Genomic DNA, 14,895 nt, shown 5'->3' with positions numbered 1-14,895 from the left:
TCGCGCCGCCTGGCGCGAGGGGTCCGGCGGGTCGCCGACGCACCCGCCGCATTCGACCTGGGAGTGACACGTGGCAAATCCGTTCGAGAAGCTTCTCCGCGCGGGCGAGGGACGCGTCAAGCGCCGCCTCCAGCGCGTCGTCAGCGCGGTGAACGACCTCGAGGAGAGCTACACCGAGCTGACGGACGACGAGCTCCGCGGTGAGACGGCCGAGTTGCGCGCGCGCTTCGAGAAGGGCGAGTCGCTCGACGACCTCATGCCGGAGGCGTTCGCCGCCGTCCGCGAGGCCGCGAAGCGCACCCTCGGCATGCGCCCCTACGACGTCCAGGTCATGGGCGGCGCGGCCCTGTACCTCGGCAACATCGCCGAGATGAAGACCGGTGAGGGCAAGACCCTCGTCGCGACGCTCCCCGCCTATCTGGGCGCGATCGCCAACAAGGGCGTGCACGTCATCACGGTCAACGACTACCTCGCGAGCTACCAGTCCGAGCTCATGGGGCGCGTGTTCCGCGCGCTCGGCATGACGACGGGTGTGATCGTCTCCGGCCAGACCCCGGCGCAGCGCCGTGAACAGTACGCGGCCGACATCACGTACGGCACGAACAACGAGTTCGGCTTCGACTACCTGCGCGACAACATGGCGCTCCGCAAGGAGGATCTCGTCCAGCGCGAGCACTTCTTCGCGATCGTCGACGAGGTCGACTCGATCCTCATCGATGAGGCGCGCACGCCCCTCATCATCTCGGGGCCGGCCGCGGGCGAGGCGAACCGCTGGTTCGCCGAGTTCGCGAAGATCGCCCGCACCCTCGAGGAGGGCGTCGACTACGAGGTCGACCTCAAGAAGCGCACGGTGGGCGTGCTCGAGCCCGGCATCGAGAAGATCGAGGACCACCTCGGCGTCGACAACCTGTACGAGTCGGCCAACACGCCGCTCATCTCGTTCCTCAACAACTCGATCAAGGCCGTCTCGCTCTTCCACCGCGACCAGGACTACGTCGTCATCGACGACGAGGTGCAGATCGTCGACGAGCACACGGGGCGCATCCTCGCGGGCCGCCGATACAACGAGGGCATGCACCAGGCGATCGAGGCGAAGGAGGGCGTTCCGGTCAAGGCCGAGAACCAGACCCTCGCGACCGTCACGCTGCAGAACTACTTCCGCCTGTACGACAAGCTCGCCGGCATGACGGGCACCGCCGAGACGGAGGCGGCCGAGTTCGTCTCGACCTACCAGCTCGGCGTGATCCCGATTCCGACGAACAAGCCGATGATCCGCCGCGACGAGCAGGACCTCATCTACCGCACGGAGGAGGGGAAGTTCGCGCAGGTGGTCGACGACATCGTCGAGCGCCACGAGAAGGACCAGCCCGTCCTCGTCGGCACGGTCAGCGTCGAGAAGAGCGAGCGGCTCTCCGCGATGCTCTCGAAGCGCGGCATCCGCCACGAGGTGCTCAACGCGAAGAACCACGCGCGCGAGGCCGAGGTCGTCGCCCTCGCGGGTCGCCTCGGCGCCGTCACCGTCGCGACGAACATGGCCGGCCGCGGAACGGACATCATGCTCGGCGGCAACGCCGAGTTCCTCGCCGTGCAGGAGATGCGCTCGCGCGGCCTCGACCCCGAGGAGACCCCCGAGGAGTACGAGGACGCCTGGGACGAGGTCTTCGAGGCCGCCAAGAAGCGCGTCGAGGAGGAGGGCGACAAGGTCCGCGAGGTCGGCGGGCTGTACGTGCTCGGCACCGAGCGCCATGAGTCGCGCCGCATCGACAACCAGCTGCGCGGACGCTCGGGCCGCCAGGGCGACCCGGGTGAGAGCCGGTTCTACCTCTCGCTCGAGGACGAGCTCATGCGCCGATTCCGGTCGCCGCTCGCCGATGCGATGCTCGCCCGCACCGACTTCGACGACTCGCAGGTCATCACGGGGCGCGCCATCACGGGCCTCATCAAGAACGCGCAGGCGCAGATCGAGACGCGCAACGCCGAATCGCGCAAGAACGTCCTCAAGTACGACGATGTGCTCAATCGCCAGCGCCTCGCGATCTACTCCGACCGTCGCGTCATCCTCGAGGGCGACGACATCGCCGAGCGCGTCGAGCACTTCCGCGAGGACGCGATCACCCAGGTCATCACGGAGCGCACATCGACGGGGCACACCGAGAGCTGGGACTTCGACGCGCTGTGGACCGAGCTGAAGTCGCTGTACCCCGTGGGGGTCACGATCGAGGAGGTCGCCGCCGAGGCGCGCGGCCGCAAGGGCGGCATCGACCAGGCCGGGCTGATCCGCGAGATCCTCAGCGATGCGAAGATCGCGTACGACAAGCGCGAGGAGGCCCTCGGCGAGAAGGCGATGCGCGAGCTCGAGCGCCGCGTCGTCCTGCAGGTGCTCGACCGCCGCTGGCGCGACCACCTCTACGAGATGGACTACCTCAAGGACGGCATCGGACTGCGCGCGATGGCGCAGCGCGACCCGCTCATCGAGTACCAGCGCGAGGGTCACTCCATGTACGCGACCATGATGTCGCAGGTCAAGGAGGAGGCGACCGGGTACCTGTTCAACCTCGAGGTGAAGGTGAACGAGGCGCCCGACGGATCCGCGCAGCAGGTCGAGGCGAAGGGGCTCACGCAGGCGCCCGCCGAGCCGGAGAAGCTCGCCTACTCGGCACCTGACGAGGACGGCGGCGTCGAGGTGCGCGACGATCAGGGCCACGTGAGGGGCGGCGAGACGGCGCGCGCGGCATCCTCCGGCGGATCCGGGGCGCAGCGGGCGCCCCTGAACCGCGAGGAGCGGCGGAAGCAGGCCAAGAAGAAGCAGTGATGCTTCCCGCGAGGAGGGGTCGTCGGCGGCGCGCCGACGACCCCTCCTCGCGTCGCGTGGCGCCCGCCGTGGGGCATATCCTGTCGTGATGAACGCCCCTCGCCCTCTCGATCAGTCCTCGAAGCTCCGCAACGTGCTCTACGAGATCCGCGGGGCCGCCCTAGCCGAGGCTCAGCAGCTCGAGGCCGACGGCCACACGATCCTCAAGCTCAACACGGGCAACCCTGCCATCTTCGGCTTCGAGGCCCCGTACCAGATCGTGCGCGACATGCTGCAGGCCGTGCCGACGGCGCACGGGTACAGCGACAGCCGCGGGATCGTCGAGGCGCGTCGCGCGATCGTGAGCCGGTACGAGAACGTGCCGGGCTTCCCGCGGTTCGACGTCGACGACGTGTACCTCGGCAACGGCGTCTCCGAGCTCATCACGATGACGATGCAGGCGCTCCTCGACGAGGGCGACGAGGTGCTCATCCCCGCGCCCGACTACCCGCTGTGGACGGCGATGACGAGCCTGTCCGGCGGCACGCCCGTGCACTACCTCACCGACGAGCAGAACGGGTGGCAGCCCGACCTCGACGACATCCGCGCGAAGGTCACGCCGAACACGAAGGCGATCGTCGTCATCAACCCGAACAACCCCACAGGCGCCGTGTACTCGCGCGAGGTCCTCGAAGGGATCGTGCAGATCGCGCGCGAGAACTCCCTCCTCGTGCTGAGCGATGAGATCTACGACCGGATCCTCTTCGACGACGCCGAGCACATCCCGACGGCCACGCTCGCGCCCGACCTGCTCTGCCTCACCTTCAACGGGCTGTCGAAGACCTACCGCGTCGCGGGATACCGCTCGGGCTGGCTCGTCATCTCCGGCCCGTCGGGGCACGCGAGCGGCTTCCTCGAGGGCATCCAGGTGCTCGCCTCGACGAGGCTCTGCCCGAACGTCCCCGCCCAGCACGCCGTCCTCGCCGCCCTCACGGGGAACCAGTCGATCGACGCTCTCATCGCCCCCGACGGGCGCCTGCACGAGCAGCGCGACGTCGCGTGGGAGGGGCTCAACGCGATCCCCGGCGTCAGCTGCGTGAAGCCGACGGGCGCCCTCTACGCGTTCCCGCGCCTCGATCCGGAGGTGCACGAGATCCACGACGACAAGAAGCTCATCTACGACCTGCTCGTGGCCGAGCACATCCTGCTCGTCGAGGGCACGGGATTCAACTGGCCCACCCCCGACCATCTGCGCGTCGTGACGCTGCCCGAGACGCGCGTGCTGTCGGACGCGATCGAGCGGCTCGGCAACTTCCTCGCGTCGTATCGGCAGTAGGCGCTACAGGATCGCGAGCGAGGCGGCGCGCCAGCGGCCGTCGACGCCCTCGAGCCGCATCGCGACGGCCCGCGTGCGCGCGGGTGTCGCGACGATCGCCGTCGCCTCGACGACCCCGTCGGCCGGCGATGCGCAGAGGATGCGGCGCAGATGATAGACCGGCTGCCGCGCCGTCTGCGACCGGGCGCTGCGCGCGCGGGCGGCGAGGTTCGCGCGCACGACGAGTGTGTTGTACGGCTCCTCGGCCAGCCATCGGGCGAGCTGATCGACCTCGCGGACACCCGCGATCACCTCCAGGGCGCCGCCCGCGAGCGTCGCGACGAGCGGCGTCGGGTTCGGCAGCTGCTCGCTGCGCGTGCGCTGCGGCGCGAACATGTCCTGGATCTCGTGTGTGCGGTGTCGTGGCGTGGCGGCGTGCATGGGGCTCTCTGAGGGTGTCGATCGTCGTCGTCCGTCCGGTCGAACCGGAATGATCAACATCAGCACGCGCCGCAAGGCCATCGACAGGGGCAAATATGCCTGTGGAACCGCTGGGAGTCGGCTGAACGCCGCCTGTACGCTCGGCTCCATGTCCGATCCGCGCTGGGATCCCCTCTTCGAGGATCTCGAACACCAGTTCGCGGCCGAGCGCGAGGCCGAGCACGGGCAGCTCGCCGCCGAGACGGAGCGCCTGCGCGTCGCGCGCCTCGGCCTGCGCGACCGCCTCCTCGCCGCCGGCACGGGCGCCCGCGTGACGATCGAGGATCGATCCGGCGGGGCGCACCGGCTGCGCCTGGAGGCCGTCGGGGCGGACTGGGTCGCGGGCCGGGCGGACGAGCCGGCGGGTCTGCTGATCGCGCGGATCGACGCCGTCGACGGGGTGGTCTTCGCCGCCGCCGATCGCCAACGGTCGATCGGCGCCGTGGACGACGATCCGCTGCGGGCGCGGATGGGATTCGGCTTCGTGCTGCGGGTCCTCGCGCGCCGCCGCGCGCACATCGCGCTCGGCCTCGTCCGCGGCGGCCGTGTGTCGGGCACGCCGGCGCGCGCGGGCGCGGACCACGTCGACGTCGCGATCCACGACGCGGGCTCGTCGCCGCGCGGATCCGAGGTGCGCCAGGTGCGCACGCTCGCGTTCCGCGCCATCGCTTGGGTGCGGACGGCGGCCCGAGGCGACGTCGGGCTGATCTGAGCGATCAGAGGGGGTTGTGGCTGCCCCACACCTCGGGCATGCTCGCGACGTTCGACTGGTGCCAGAGCGCGTGGCGACGGCTTCGCTCGTTCTGATCATCGAGGTAGTCGCGCACGCTCTCGCGCTCGACGCGCCACGCGACGGGGTGCCCCAGCTGGGTGCCGCGGAGCGCGCCGTCGTGCACGAGGGCGACGACCTCCTCGGGCGAGATGCCGAGGAGCTCCGCCACCTGCGCGGGCGTGAAGAAGAGCGCCTCCGGATCGGTCGACATGGTCCCATTATGGCCACCTCGCGGGGGCCGCGGGCAGGTCAGGGTCCTGCCTGTGGATAACTTTCGAGGCTCGATCGCGAAATCTGCCACGATCTCTGTCATGTCCCCTTCGCCGCGCCCCACCCGTCGCGCCAGATCGAGCCTGCTCGACGCACGCTTCCTCATCGGCATCGCCCTCGTCGCCTGCTCCGTCGCCGGCGTCTGGGGCGTCGTGCACGCCGCACGCGAGACCGCACCCGTCCTCGTCGCGGCGCGCGCGATCGTGCCGGGCCAGACGATCACGGCCGCCGATGTCGTCGAGATCGAGGCGCAGCTGGGCGACGCCGCGGCCGGCTACATCGTGCCGGCCGACCTCGAAGCGGGGCTCGTGTCGACGAGGGCGGTCGCCGAGGGCGAGCTGGTGCCGGCGGCCGCCGTCGGCGACCCCGACGACGCCGACGTCACGACGGTCGTCGTGCGCAGCGCCCTCGACGTGCCGGGGGACATCGTGCCGGGCGACACGGTCGAGCTCTGGGCGGCGCCCGTCGTGTCGCCGGGCGAGCACGGCGACCCGCTGGTCATCGTCCCCGACGCGATCGTCGGCCAGGTGCGCGCCGACGACGGCGTCGTGGCCAGCGCCGGCGCCGTGCTCGAGCTCGTCGTCGCGCGCGACGCCGTCGCGGGCGTGCTCGCGCACGTCGCAGGCGGGTCCGCGATCTCGGCCGTCCCCGTCCTCATCCCCGACGCGGCGGGGGGTCCCGCGGGCACGGGCGAGGCGAGGGAGGACGGCGCCGCGGAGGAAGGCATTGCGGACGACGCCGCGGCGGACGGCGACGGAGGAGATGGCGGCGGGGCGGACAGCGCCGCCGACGAGGTCGACCGAGAGGACGGCGACGGATGAGCGCGATCGTCGCGGCCGACGAGCCGCACGGCTCGCGCATCGCCGCCGATGCGGTGGAGGACGGCGTCGTCGTCGCCGCGCTCGTGCGGCCGGGCGACCTCGTGGCCGCGGTGGGGGACGCGTCGTCGCGCGTCTGGGAGGCGCTGCGCGACGCCGACACGGTCATCCTGCACGCGACGCGCACTGTGCTCACGCCCGAGGTGATCGCGATGTGCGATCGCAGCGGCGCGCGCATCGTCGCGCTCGCCGATCGCGCGGCGGAGCGCCGCGCCGTCGCCGCATTCGGGCTGCCGGCGGCCCTGCCGCTCGACGCCGGCGGAGCCGAGATCCGGGCGGCCGTCGAATCCCGCGCGCTCGCCACCGAGGCGGTGCCGTCCGGCGCGCAGCCGCGGGGGAGGGTCACCGTCGTCTGGGGGCCGCACGGCTCTCCGGGGCGCACGACGATCGCGCTCGCGCTGTCCGCGGCCCTGGCGCGGCGCGGCGAGCGGGTCGCGCTCGTCGACGCCGACACGCACGCGCCGTCGATCGCGCAGCGCCTCGACCTGCCCGACGAGGCGCCCGGATTCCCCGCCGCGTGCCGCCAGACCGACTACGGGGTGCTCGATCCGCACGAGCTCACGCGACTCAGTGCGCCCGTCGACCTCGGCGAACATCCGATCGAGGTGCTGACGGGCATCAACCGTCCGAGCCGCTGGCCGGAGCTGTCGGCGCAGCGCGTCGCCTCCGCGCTCGACGTCGCCCGCGACTGGGCCGAGCACGTGATCGTCGACGTCGGCGCCCCGCTCGAGACCGACGAGGAGATCGCGAGCGATATCGACGCGCCGCGGCGCAACGCCGCGGCCCTCGCCGCCGTCGCGGCCGCTGACGGGCTCCTGGCCGTGGCCGCGGCGGATCCCGTCGGCATCGCCCGCTTCGTCCGCGGGCTCGCCCGGCTCGACGAGGTCGCGCCGAGCACGCCTCGCACGCCCGTCGTCAATCGCATGCGCAGCGGGCCCTTCGGCGTCGACGGCCCCGGCCAGGTGCGGCAGGCGCTGGGTCGGTACGCCGACGTCGAGGCCGCGTGGTTCCTCCCCGACGATCCGCGCGCGGCCGACGCGGCGCTGCTCGCCTCGCGGCCCGTCCTGCCACGCCGTCGGGCGCCCCTCGCGCACGCCGTGGGCCGCCTCGCGGCTACGCTGTGAACCGTGTCGACACTCAGCGATCTCCTCACGGCCCAGGCCCGGTTGAGCGAGAAGGACATCGAATGGATCCACCGAGTCAACGGCGACGGGCAGCTTCTCGCCGACCTCGCGTCAGCCGATATCGTGATCTGGGGGCAGACGTCGGACGACTCGTTCCGCGCCGTCGGCCACATCCGGCCGAGCGGATCCGCGACCCTCTTCTACCGAGACATCGTCGGCGAGAAGGTGCGCCCGCAGTGGCAGAGCCAGGTGCGGGAGGCGTTCGGGTCGGGTGAGATCGTCGACTCGTCCAGCCCCGAGTGGTTCGAGGAGACGCCGACGCGCGTCAAGGCCGTCCCGATCGTCCGGCGCGACGACGACGGCACGGCCGTCATCGGAGTCATCACGCGGCACACGAATCTCAGCGAGGTGCGCGCCCCGTCGCGCCAGCAGCTCACGTTCGACGAGTGCGCCAACGCGATCTTCGGCATGATCGCGACGGGCGACTACCCGGACATGACGGCGCCGATGGGGCCGCGCCGCGGCGCGCCCCGTGCGGCCGACGGCATGATCCGCCTCGATGTCGACGGCGTCGTCACCTTCGCGAGCCCCAACGGGCTGAGCGCCTTCAACCGCATCGGCTTCGTCGACGAGCTCGAGGGTGAGACGCTCTCCGATGTGGCACGGCAGATCATGCCGCCCGAGCGCGACGCGTCGGCCGATGAGGCGTCGCTTCCCGTCCTGCTCGCGGGGCGCACGCCGTGGCGCAGCGATATCCAGGCCCGCGGGGTCACCGTCGCGCTGCGCGTCATCCCGCTGCGCGACCACGGCCAGCGCATCGGCGCGCTCGTGCTGTGCCGCGACGTGAGCGAGCTGCGCAACCAGGAGCAGGAACTCCTCACGAAGGACGCGACGATCCGCGAGATCCACCACCGCGTCAAGAACAACCTGCAGACGGTCGCGTCGCTGCTGCGGATCCAGGCCCGCCGCACGTCGAGCGAGGAGGCGCGCGAATCGCTCTTGCAGGCGATGCAGCGGGTCGCGGCGATCGCCGTCGTGCACGACACCCTCTCCGAGGGCCTCAGTCAGAAGGTCGACTTCGACGAGGTGTTCGCGCGTGTGCTGCGCCTCGTCGCCGAGGTCGCCGCGGCGCAGAACACGATCGCGCACACGCGCACGACGGGCGCCTTCGGCACGCTGCCGAGCGAATATGCGACACCGCTCGCGCTCGCGCTCACCGAGATCGTCACGAACGCCGTCGAGCACGGGCTCGCCGGGCGCGAGGGCGAGGTCGAGATCGTCGCGGAGCGCGGCGAGGAGCAGCTGCTCGTGCGCGTGCGCGACTCGGGCGGCGGCCTGCCTGAGGGGCAGGTGGGGCGCGGTCTCGGCACCCAGATCGTGCGCACCCTCATCCAGGGAGAGCTGAGCGGGTCGATCGAGTGGCGGCAGATCAGCGGATCCGACTCGGTCTTCGACGGCGGCACCGAGGTCGCGATCGACATCCCGATGCGGTGGGTCTAGCGGGGACGCACCGCGCGCCCGCTCGGTGACGAGCGGGCGCGCGGGAGGCGGATCAGCTGGCGCGGCGAGCGCGGGCGGCGCGGCGCTTGAGGGCGCGGCGCTCATCCTCGCTGAGGCCGCCCCACACGCCCGAGTCCTGTCCGGACTCGAGGGCGTACTGCAGGCAGACCTCGGTGACCGTGCATCGAGCGCAGACGGACTTCGCCTTCTCGATCTGATCGACGGCGGGGCCCGTGTTGCCCACGGGGAAGAACAATTCGGGGTCGACAGTCAGGCAGGCGGCCTTGTCACGCCAATCCATGCGGGGGTAGCTCCTAGCGAGGTGGTGGGGTTCAGTGGTAGTCAGCGACTCTCGTCGGGTCGATTACGCTGGATGTGCGGCGAGGCCTGTGGCCTCGCACCCCACCACGCTGTGGGAAACACACCGTTAACAATTGTCGTACAGGCGATGCCCTCGATCAAGGGTTTCCTGAAATCCGCAGGAAACCATCCGCGGATCGGGCCGCCGAGAAGGGCCGACATGTCGTCTCCCGCCGCCGAACGCACCCCCGCGACCCGCGTCGCCGTCGCGCTGCTCGCGCTCGAGGCCGCCGCGCTCGTGGTCCTCGCGGGATGGCAGGTGGTCGAGCTCTTCGGTGGGCAGCTCGCGTCGATCGCGACGTCGATCGCGCTCGTGGTGATGACGCTCGCGGCGGCGGCGGCCGTCGCCGCGTTCGCGTTCGCGGTCTGGACGGGGCGCTCGTGGGGGCGCTCGGGCGGCGTCGTCGCGCAGGTGCTCATCTTCGCCGTCGCGGTGGGCGCTGTGCAGGGTGGGGCCGCGCATTGGGGCATCTCCGCGCTCCTCGCCGCGCCCGCCGTCGTGGCGTTCGTCGCGCTGATCCTCTCCGCGAAGGGCGCGGCACCGCGAGCCTGACCCGCCACGAGGATCCATGAGCGCCCGGCCTCCGGGCGCTCTTTCTGTGTGCATCGGCGTGCGCCGGGAATACGGTATCGGTGCCTGCGTTGAACTTGACAAGCATCGACTCAAGAACGGAGACTTGAGTCGCATTACGTCAACTTCTACGAGGAGGAGTGTCATGCCCGACACGGAGTTCCCCGTCGGCGCGGGGTCATTCGACGAGTTCCTGGCGCGCTACCTGCAGGGCCAGCGCGCACGCGAGGCGCGGGCGGTCGACCTGCGCCGCCTGCTGAGCGCCCGCACGCACGGGGTCATCCAGAGGGCGGGCGCGTTCGCGCTCGAACGCGGCCAGACCGAGCTCGACGCGCTGCACCTGATGCGCGTCCTGCTCGGAGACGAGACGGTCGGGCAGGCGCTGTCCGGCATCGGCGCCGACCGTGAGGCGCTCGCGGAGGCCGCTGAGGCGTCGCTTCCGCAGGCGGAGGAGCCCACGGGTGCCGAATCGACGCAGATGACGCCGTCCGCGCAGCGTGCGCTGTACCACGCGGTGCAGATCGCGCGCTCGTCCGGCTCGACCTACGTCGATCCGGAGCACCTGTTCTTCGCCCTCGTCCTCTCTCAGGACACGCCTGCCGGGCGGATCCTCGCAGCGCAGGGCGTCACGCCGGACGCGCTGCTCCACGGCGCGCGCGAGGAGGTCGTCGGCCAGGGTGCGGGCGAGCAGCCGGGCGCGCAGGAGGCGATGCTCGAGAAGTACGGCGTCGACCTCACGAAGCGCGCCCGGGAGGGGCTGATCGATCCCGTGATCGGCCGGGACGACGAGATCGCGCAGGCGATCGAGATCCTGTCGCGCCGCACGAAGAACAACCCCGTGCTCGTCGGCGAGGCGGGCGTCGGAAAGACCGCGATCGCCGAGGGTCTCGCCAGGGCGATCGCCGCCGACGAGGTGCCGCAGCAGCTGTCCGGCAAGCGCGTCGTGAGCGTCGACATGGCCGGGATGCTCGCGGGCGCCCGCTACCGCGGCGACTTCGAGGAGCGGCTGACGAAGACGATGGAGGAGGTCGCGTCGCACGACGGCGACATCATCCTCTTCGTCGACGAGCTGCACACGATCGTCGGCGCCGGGGGCGGCGAGGGAGGGGCGATGGACGCGGCGAACATCCTCAAGCCCCGGCTGGCACGCGGTGAGCTGCACCTCGTCGGGGCGACGACCCTCGACGAGTTCCGGCGGATCGAGAAGGACAGCGCGCTTGCGCGGCGCTTCCAGGCCGTGCGGGTGGGAGAGCCGAGCGTGTCCGACGCCGTGCTCATCCTCCGCGGTCTGCGCGAGGCGTATGAGGCGCACCACGAGGTCACGTACACCGACGAGGCGCTCCGCGCCGCCGTCGAGCTGAGCGACCGCTACATCTCCGATCGCGTCCTCCCCGACAAGGCGATCGACCTCATCGACCAGGCGGGCGCGCGGCTGCGGCTGCGGCTCGGAGTGGCGGGCTCGACGGACGACCTCCGGGCCCGGCTCGCCGAGCTCGAGGCCGACAAGAACCAGGCGGTCGCGGCGGAGCGCTACGAGGAGGCCTCGAGGATCCGCGACGAGATCGCGCGCGTGAACGAGCGCCTCGCCGGGGCGGCCTCCGCCCCGGCAGGAGCCGCCGTCGTCGACGAGGAGCAGATCGCCGCCGTCGTGAGCCGCGCCACGGGGATTCCCGCGAGCCGACTCACGGAGGGCGAGCGCGCACGCCTCGGCCGCCTCGAGGAGGAGCTGCACGCCCGCGTCGTCGGCCAGGATGACGCCGTGACGGCCGTCGCGAAGGCGGTGCGCCGCGGGCGGACCGGAATGGGCGACGCGAATCGTCCCGTCGGCTCGTTCCTCTTCCTCGGCCCCACGGGCGTCGGCAAGACCGAGCTCGCGAAGGCGCTCGCCGCGAGCCTCTTCGACGATTCAGGCCGCGTCGTGCGCTTCGACATGAGCGAGTACGGCGAGCGCCACACGGTCAGCCGCCTCGTCGGCGCCCCTCCCGGATACGTCGGCCACGACGAGGCGGGGCAGCTGACCGAGCTGGTGCGCCGCGATCCCTACTCGGTCGTGCTCTTCGACGAGATCGAGAAGGCCCACCCCGATGTGTTCAATCTGCTGCTGCAGGTGCTCGACGACGGACGGCTCACCGACTCTCAGGGGCGGACGGTCGACTTCCGCCACACGGTCGTCATCATGACGTCGAACCTCGGAGCCGAGTTCCTCGCCTCGCGGGCGGGCGCGATCGGCTTCTCCGCCACGGGGCGCGAGTTCGACGACAAGGATCTGCACGATCGCGTGATGGGACGCCTGCGCGAGCAGATGCGCCCCGAGTTCCTCAACAGGATCGATGAGATCGTGCTCTTCCGCCGGCTCGAGCGCGATCAGCTGCGCGAGATCGTCGACCTCGTGCTCGGTGCGACGCGCGGCCGGCTCGCGGCGCGCGAGGTCTCCCTCGAGGTGACCGAGGCCGCGCTCGCGTGGCTCGCCGACGAGGGCTACCAGCCCGAGTACGGCGCCAGACCGCTGCGCCGCGTGATCCAGCGGGAGATCGACGACCGCATCGCCGACCTGTTCGTCTCCGGTGAGCTGGCGGACGGCGGATCCGTGCGCGTCGACGCCGCGGAGGGGCGGCTCCTCGTCATCGCGGGGACGCGCATGCCGATCGCGGCGTGATGCCGCAGGCGGCGGCGCCCCCACCGAGAGGGGGCGCCGCCGTCAGAGCGCGATGTCGGTGTCGGCCGCGCCCGAGAGGGCGAACGCGCGCTCGGCGTCGCCGAGCCGCACCGCGTAGTCGCCGCGCCAGCCCTCGACGCGCACGCGCCCGTCCGTGTCGGTCCGGAGAGTCTGCGGCGCGTGCCACCACTCGCCGCGGACGAGGGCGCACAGGGCGTCGTAGGCGGGCTTCGAGGATCCGTCCTCGCGCAGCAGCCCGATCGGCGCGCCGAGCCAGGCGCCGCCGTCGCCCAGGCCCCAGTAGGTGATCGCCTCGACCGACGGATGCGTCGCGAGCGCCCGGTACATGCGCGTGATCTCGTCGGCCTGGCGTGCCTCGCCCTCCGGTGTGGACGGCCACTGATCGACGACGAAGTCGTTGAGGTCCTCGATCTCGGGCGGCATCAGCGCGCCGGAGACGAGGCTGATCTCGGTGAAGTGCAGCGGCAGGCCGAAGCGCGAGAAGCGGTCGGCGAAGCCGAGCAGCTGCTCTTCGCCGCGGTATCCCTGGTGCATGTGGGTCTGCAGGCCGATCGCGTCGATCCGCACCCCCGCCTCCAGTGCATCCTCGATGAGGCGCTCGTAGTCCTCCGAGAGGTCGAAGTCGTTGATCAGCAGCGTCGCCTGCGGGTTCGCGGCGCGCGCCGTCTCGAACGCGAGGCGGATGATCCCCGTGCGGCCGAGGCTGCGGGCGAGCGCGGGGATCGCGCCGGGCACGCCGTCGGGTTCGTTGTCGAAGCGCGGCATGATCGCGACCTCGTTGATGGCGTCCCAGGTGTCGACGAGCCCCGCGAAGTCGGAGGCCTCCCGCGTGACGCGATCGCGGACGATCCGCTCGACCTCGTCCTCGGGGACGCGGTCGAGCCAGTCGGCCTTCACGGTGTGCCATACGAGCGGGTGGCCCTTCAGCCGCACACCGCGCTCGCGCAGCCAGCGTGCCGCCTGCCGCAGGCGTGCAGTGTCGGGCGCGCCGCGCTCGGGCTCGAAGCGGCCCCAGTAGAACGGCAGCGTGGCGGTGTCGAACAGGCCGAGCCAGGCGTCGGCGAACGCCGTGCGGTCGGCCTCGCCCGTCGCGTGCTCGATGAACTCGAAGCCCGTGCAGCCGAAGCCGAAGGCGTGCCGCGTCTGGGCCACGGTCACGTCGCGGTGGGCGAGCGGCGCGCCGTCGGCGTCGCGCAGCGTGAGGGTGGTGTGGGTCGCGCGGGGATTCGTCATGAGACCTCTCGTCGTCGAGGGTGGGATTCCGACGCTAGCCATTCCGGGGATATGCTGTCAAGCACAACAAATTGACTTGTCGAGATCGACGCGATGCGCGGCCGCCCCTCTCCTCAGAAGAGCAGGTACACGGCGCCCACGACCGTGAGCACGATGACGATCGCGTCGAACGCGCGCTGCGAGACGCGGGTGATCACGACGCGGCCGATGAGGGCGCCGATGAGAACGGGGAGCACGAGGATCAGGTCCATCCAGACGGTCTCGAGGGTGATGAGCCCGAGGCCGATCGAGAACGGCAGCTTCGTGAGGTTGACGATCGCGAAGAACCAGGCGGCGGTGCCGAGGAACGCCTTCATCTCGAAGCGCGAGGCGAGGAAGTACATCGCCATGACCGGGCCGCCCGCGTTGGCGACCATCGTCGTGAACCCGCCGAGGGATCCGTAGGCGAACGCCGTGCCGCGGCCCGCCCGCTCTGCGACCTCCGCCGCGGGCCGGCGCCGGCGCCAGAGCGTGAGGACGATGAGCGCGAGCAGGACGACCGCAATCGACCGCTTCACCCACTCGTCGCCCACGAGGGCGAGGAAGACGACGCCGACGGCGAGGCCGACGAGCACCGAGGGGATGAGGCGCACGAGCGCGCGCAGATCCGCGTGCCGCCGATACAGCAGCAGCGCGAGCACGTCGCCGACCATGAGCAGCAGGAGCATCGCCCCCGTCGACTCGCGCGCCGGCAGCACGGCGGCGAACAGGGCGATGCCCAGCGTGTTCGCGCCCGGCAGCCCCGTCTTCGAGACGCCGATCGTCATCGCGCCGACGGCGAGGGCGACCCAGGCGAGGGGAGCGAGTTCCGGAATGACCACGAGGGTCAACGCTAGGCCATGTCCGGCGAGGAACGTCGTCGCGAGGGGGCGCTCGCCGGCGTGA

Annotated in this window: 13 protein-coding genes; 8 read left to right on the top strand and 5 right to left on the bottom strand. The window is 71.5% G+C overall.

The window, feature by feature from the left end:
* Positions 1–70: 70 nt before the first annotated feature.
* A complete protein-coding gene (gene secA, locus GB932_RS18780) occupies positions 71–2,812 on the top strand; it encodes a preprotein translocase subunit SecA (protein ID WP_156762205.1) in 2,742 nt (913 codons plus the stop codon).
* Between the two features lie 88 nt (positions 2,813–2,900).
* Positions 2,901–4,127 (top strand): pyridoxal phosphate-dependent aminotransferase, encoded by a 1,227-nt coding sequence (locus GB932_RS18775; protein ID WP_156762204.1) that lies wholly within the window; start codon positions 2,901–2,903, stop codon positions 4,125–4,127.
* Between the two features lie 3 nt (positions 4,128–4,130).
* On the opposite strand, the gene GB932_RS18770 is transcribed toward GB932_RS18775, so the two are convergent.
* Positions 4,131–4,547 carry an Rv3235 family protein gene (locus GB932_RS18770; RefSeq protein WP_156762203.1) on the bottom strand — a complete coding sequence of 139 codons (417 nt, stop codon included), beginning with the start codon at positions 4,545–4,547 and terminating at the stop codon, positions 4,131–4,133.
* A 148-nt stretch (positions 4,548–4,695) separates the two neighbouring features.
* Between GB932_RS18770 and GB932_RS18765 the strand changes: the two genes are divergently transcribed.
* A complete protein-coding gene (locus tag GB932_RS18765; protein ID WP_156762202.1) occupies positions 4,696–5,298 on the top strand; it encodes a hypothetical protein in 603 nt (200 codons plus the stop codon).
* 4 nt (positions 5,299–5,302) lie between these two features.
* On the opposite strand, the gene GB932_RS18760 is transcribed toward GB932_RS18765, so the two are convergent.
* The gene (locus GB932_RS18760; RefSeq protein WP_156762201.1) at positions 5,303–5,569 is read right to left on the bottom strand and encodes a helix-turn-helix domain-containing protein; all 267 of its coding nucleotides are present in this window, start codon (positions 5,567–5,569) and stop codon (positions 5,303–5,305) included.
* Positions 5,570–5,669: 100 nt separating this feature from the next.
* Here GB932_RS18760 and GB932_RS18755 point away from each other — a divergent pair, with 100 nt between their 5' ends.
* From GB932_RS18755 to GB932_RS18745, 3 genes are read left to right on the top strand one after another with little or no spacing between them, the layout of a single operon-like run.
* Positions 5,670–6,449: an SAF domain-containing protein gene (locus GB932_RS18755; RefSeq protein WP_197517567.1), complete on the top strand. Its 780-nt coding sequence runs from the start codon at positions 5,670–5,672 to the stop codon at positions 6,447–6,449.
* The gene (locus tag GB932_RS18750; protein WP_156762200.1) at positions 6,446–7,630 is read left to right on the top strand and encodes a CpaE/TadZ family protein; all 1,185 of its coding nucleotides are present in this window, start codon (positions 6,446–6,448) and stop codon (positions 7,628–7,630) included. The genes GB932_RS18755 and GB932_RS18750 overlap by 4 nt, the downstream gene beginning before the upstream one ends.
* 3 nt (positions 7,631–7,633) lie before the next feature.
* Entirely contained in the window at positions 7,634–9,130 is a 1,497-nt protein-coding gene (locus GB932_RS18745; RefSeq protein WP_156762199.1) for a sensor histidine kinase, read from the top strand.
* Positions 9,131–9,182: 52 nt separating this feature from the next.
* Here GB932_RS18745 and GB932_RS18740 read toward each other — a convergent pair whose 3' ends face one another.
* Entirely contained in the window at positions 9,183–9,431 is a 249-nt protein-coding gene (locus GB932_RS18740; protein WP_013583608.1) for a WhiB family transcriptional regulator, read from the bottom strand.
* Between the two features lie 219 nt (positions 9,432–9,650).
* Between GB932_RS18740 and GB932_RS18735 the strand changes: the two genes are divergently transcribed.
* Entirely contained in the window at positions 9,651–10,043 is a 393-nt protein-coding gene (locus GB932_RS18735; protein ID WP_156762198.1) for a histidine kinase, read from the top strand.
* 163 nt (positions 10,044–10,206) lie between these two features.
* A complete protein-coding gene (locus tag GB932_RS18730; protein WP_156762197.1) occupies positions 10,207–12,717 on the top strand; it encodes an ATP-dependent Clp protease ATP-binding subunit in 2,511 nt (836 codons plus the stop codon).
* 42 nt (positions 12,718–12,759) lie between these two features.
* On the opposite strand, the gene GB932_RS18725 is transcribed toward GB932_RS18730, so the two are convergent.
* Together GB932_RS18725 and GB932_RS18720 are read right to left on the bottom strand one after the other, a co-directional pair.
* Entirely contained in the window at positions 12,760–13,971 is a 1,212-nt protein-coding gene (locus GB932_RS18725) for an endo-1,4-beta-xylanase (protein WP_156762196.1), read from the bottom strand.
* Positions 13,972–14,084: 113 nt separating this feature from the next.
* Positions 14,085–14,825, bottom strand: coding sequence for a sulfite exporter TauE/SafE family protein (locus GB932_RS18720; protein ID WP_231916322.1), 741 nt, complete (start codon positions 14,823–14,825; stop codon positions 14,085–14,087).
* Between the last annotated feature and the right edge of the window lie 70 nt (positions 14,826–14,895).

Source organism: Microbacterium karelineae (assembly GCF_009745985.1).
Taxonomy (GTDB): Bacteria; Actinomycetota; Actinomycetes; order Actinomycetales; family Microbacteriaceae; genus Microbacterium; species Microbacterium karelineae.
Note: the sequence above shows the minus strand (reverse complement) of the source record. Positions and strands in the feature narration are given on the sequence as shown.

Excerpts from the sequence above, each read along its gene's own strand:
- GB932_RS18775 (WP_156762204.1), top strand. The coding sequence starts at position 2,901 with ATGAACGCCCCTCGCCCTCTCGATCAGTCCTCGAAGCTCCGCAACGTG.
- GB932_RS18770 (WP_156762203.1), bottom strand. The coding sequence starts at position 4,547 with ATGCACGCCGCCACGCCACGACACCGCACACACGAGATCCAGGACATG.
- GB932_RS18765 (WP_156762202.1), top strand. The coding sequence starts at position 4,696 with ATGTCCGATCCGCGCTGGGATCCCCTCTTCGAGGATCTCGAACACCAG.
- GB932_RS18760 (WP_156762201.1), bottom strand. The coding sequence starts at position 5,569 with ATGTCGACCGATCCGGAGGCGCTCTTCTTCACGCCCGCGCAGGTGGCG.
- GB932_RS18755 (WP_197517567.1), top strand. The coding sequence starts at position 5,670 with ATGTCCCCTTCGCCGCGCCCCACCCGTCGCGCCAGATCGAGCCTGCTC.
- GB932_RS18750 (WP_156762200.1), top strand. The coding sequence starts at position 6,446 with ATGAGCGCGATCGTCGCGGCCGACGAGCCGCACGGCTCGCGCATCGCC.
- GB932_RS18740 (WP_013583608.1), bottom strand. The coding sequence starts at position 9,431 with ATGGATTGGCGTGACAAGGCCGCCTGCCTGACTGTCGACCCCGAATTG.
- GB932_RS18735 (WP_156762198.1), top strand. The coding sequence starts at position 9,651 with ATGTCGTCTCCCGCCGCCGAACGCACCCCCGCGACCCGCGTCGCCGTC.
- GB932_RS18730 (WP_156762197.1), top strand. The coding sequence starts at position 10,207 with ATGCCCGACACGGAGTTCCCCGTCGGCGCGGGGTCATTCGACGAGTTC.
- GB932_RS18725 (WP_156762196.1), bottom strand. The coding sequence starts at position 13,971 with ATGACGAATCCCCGCGCGACCCACACCACCCTCACGCTGCGCGACGCC.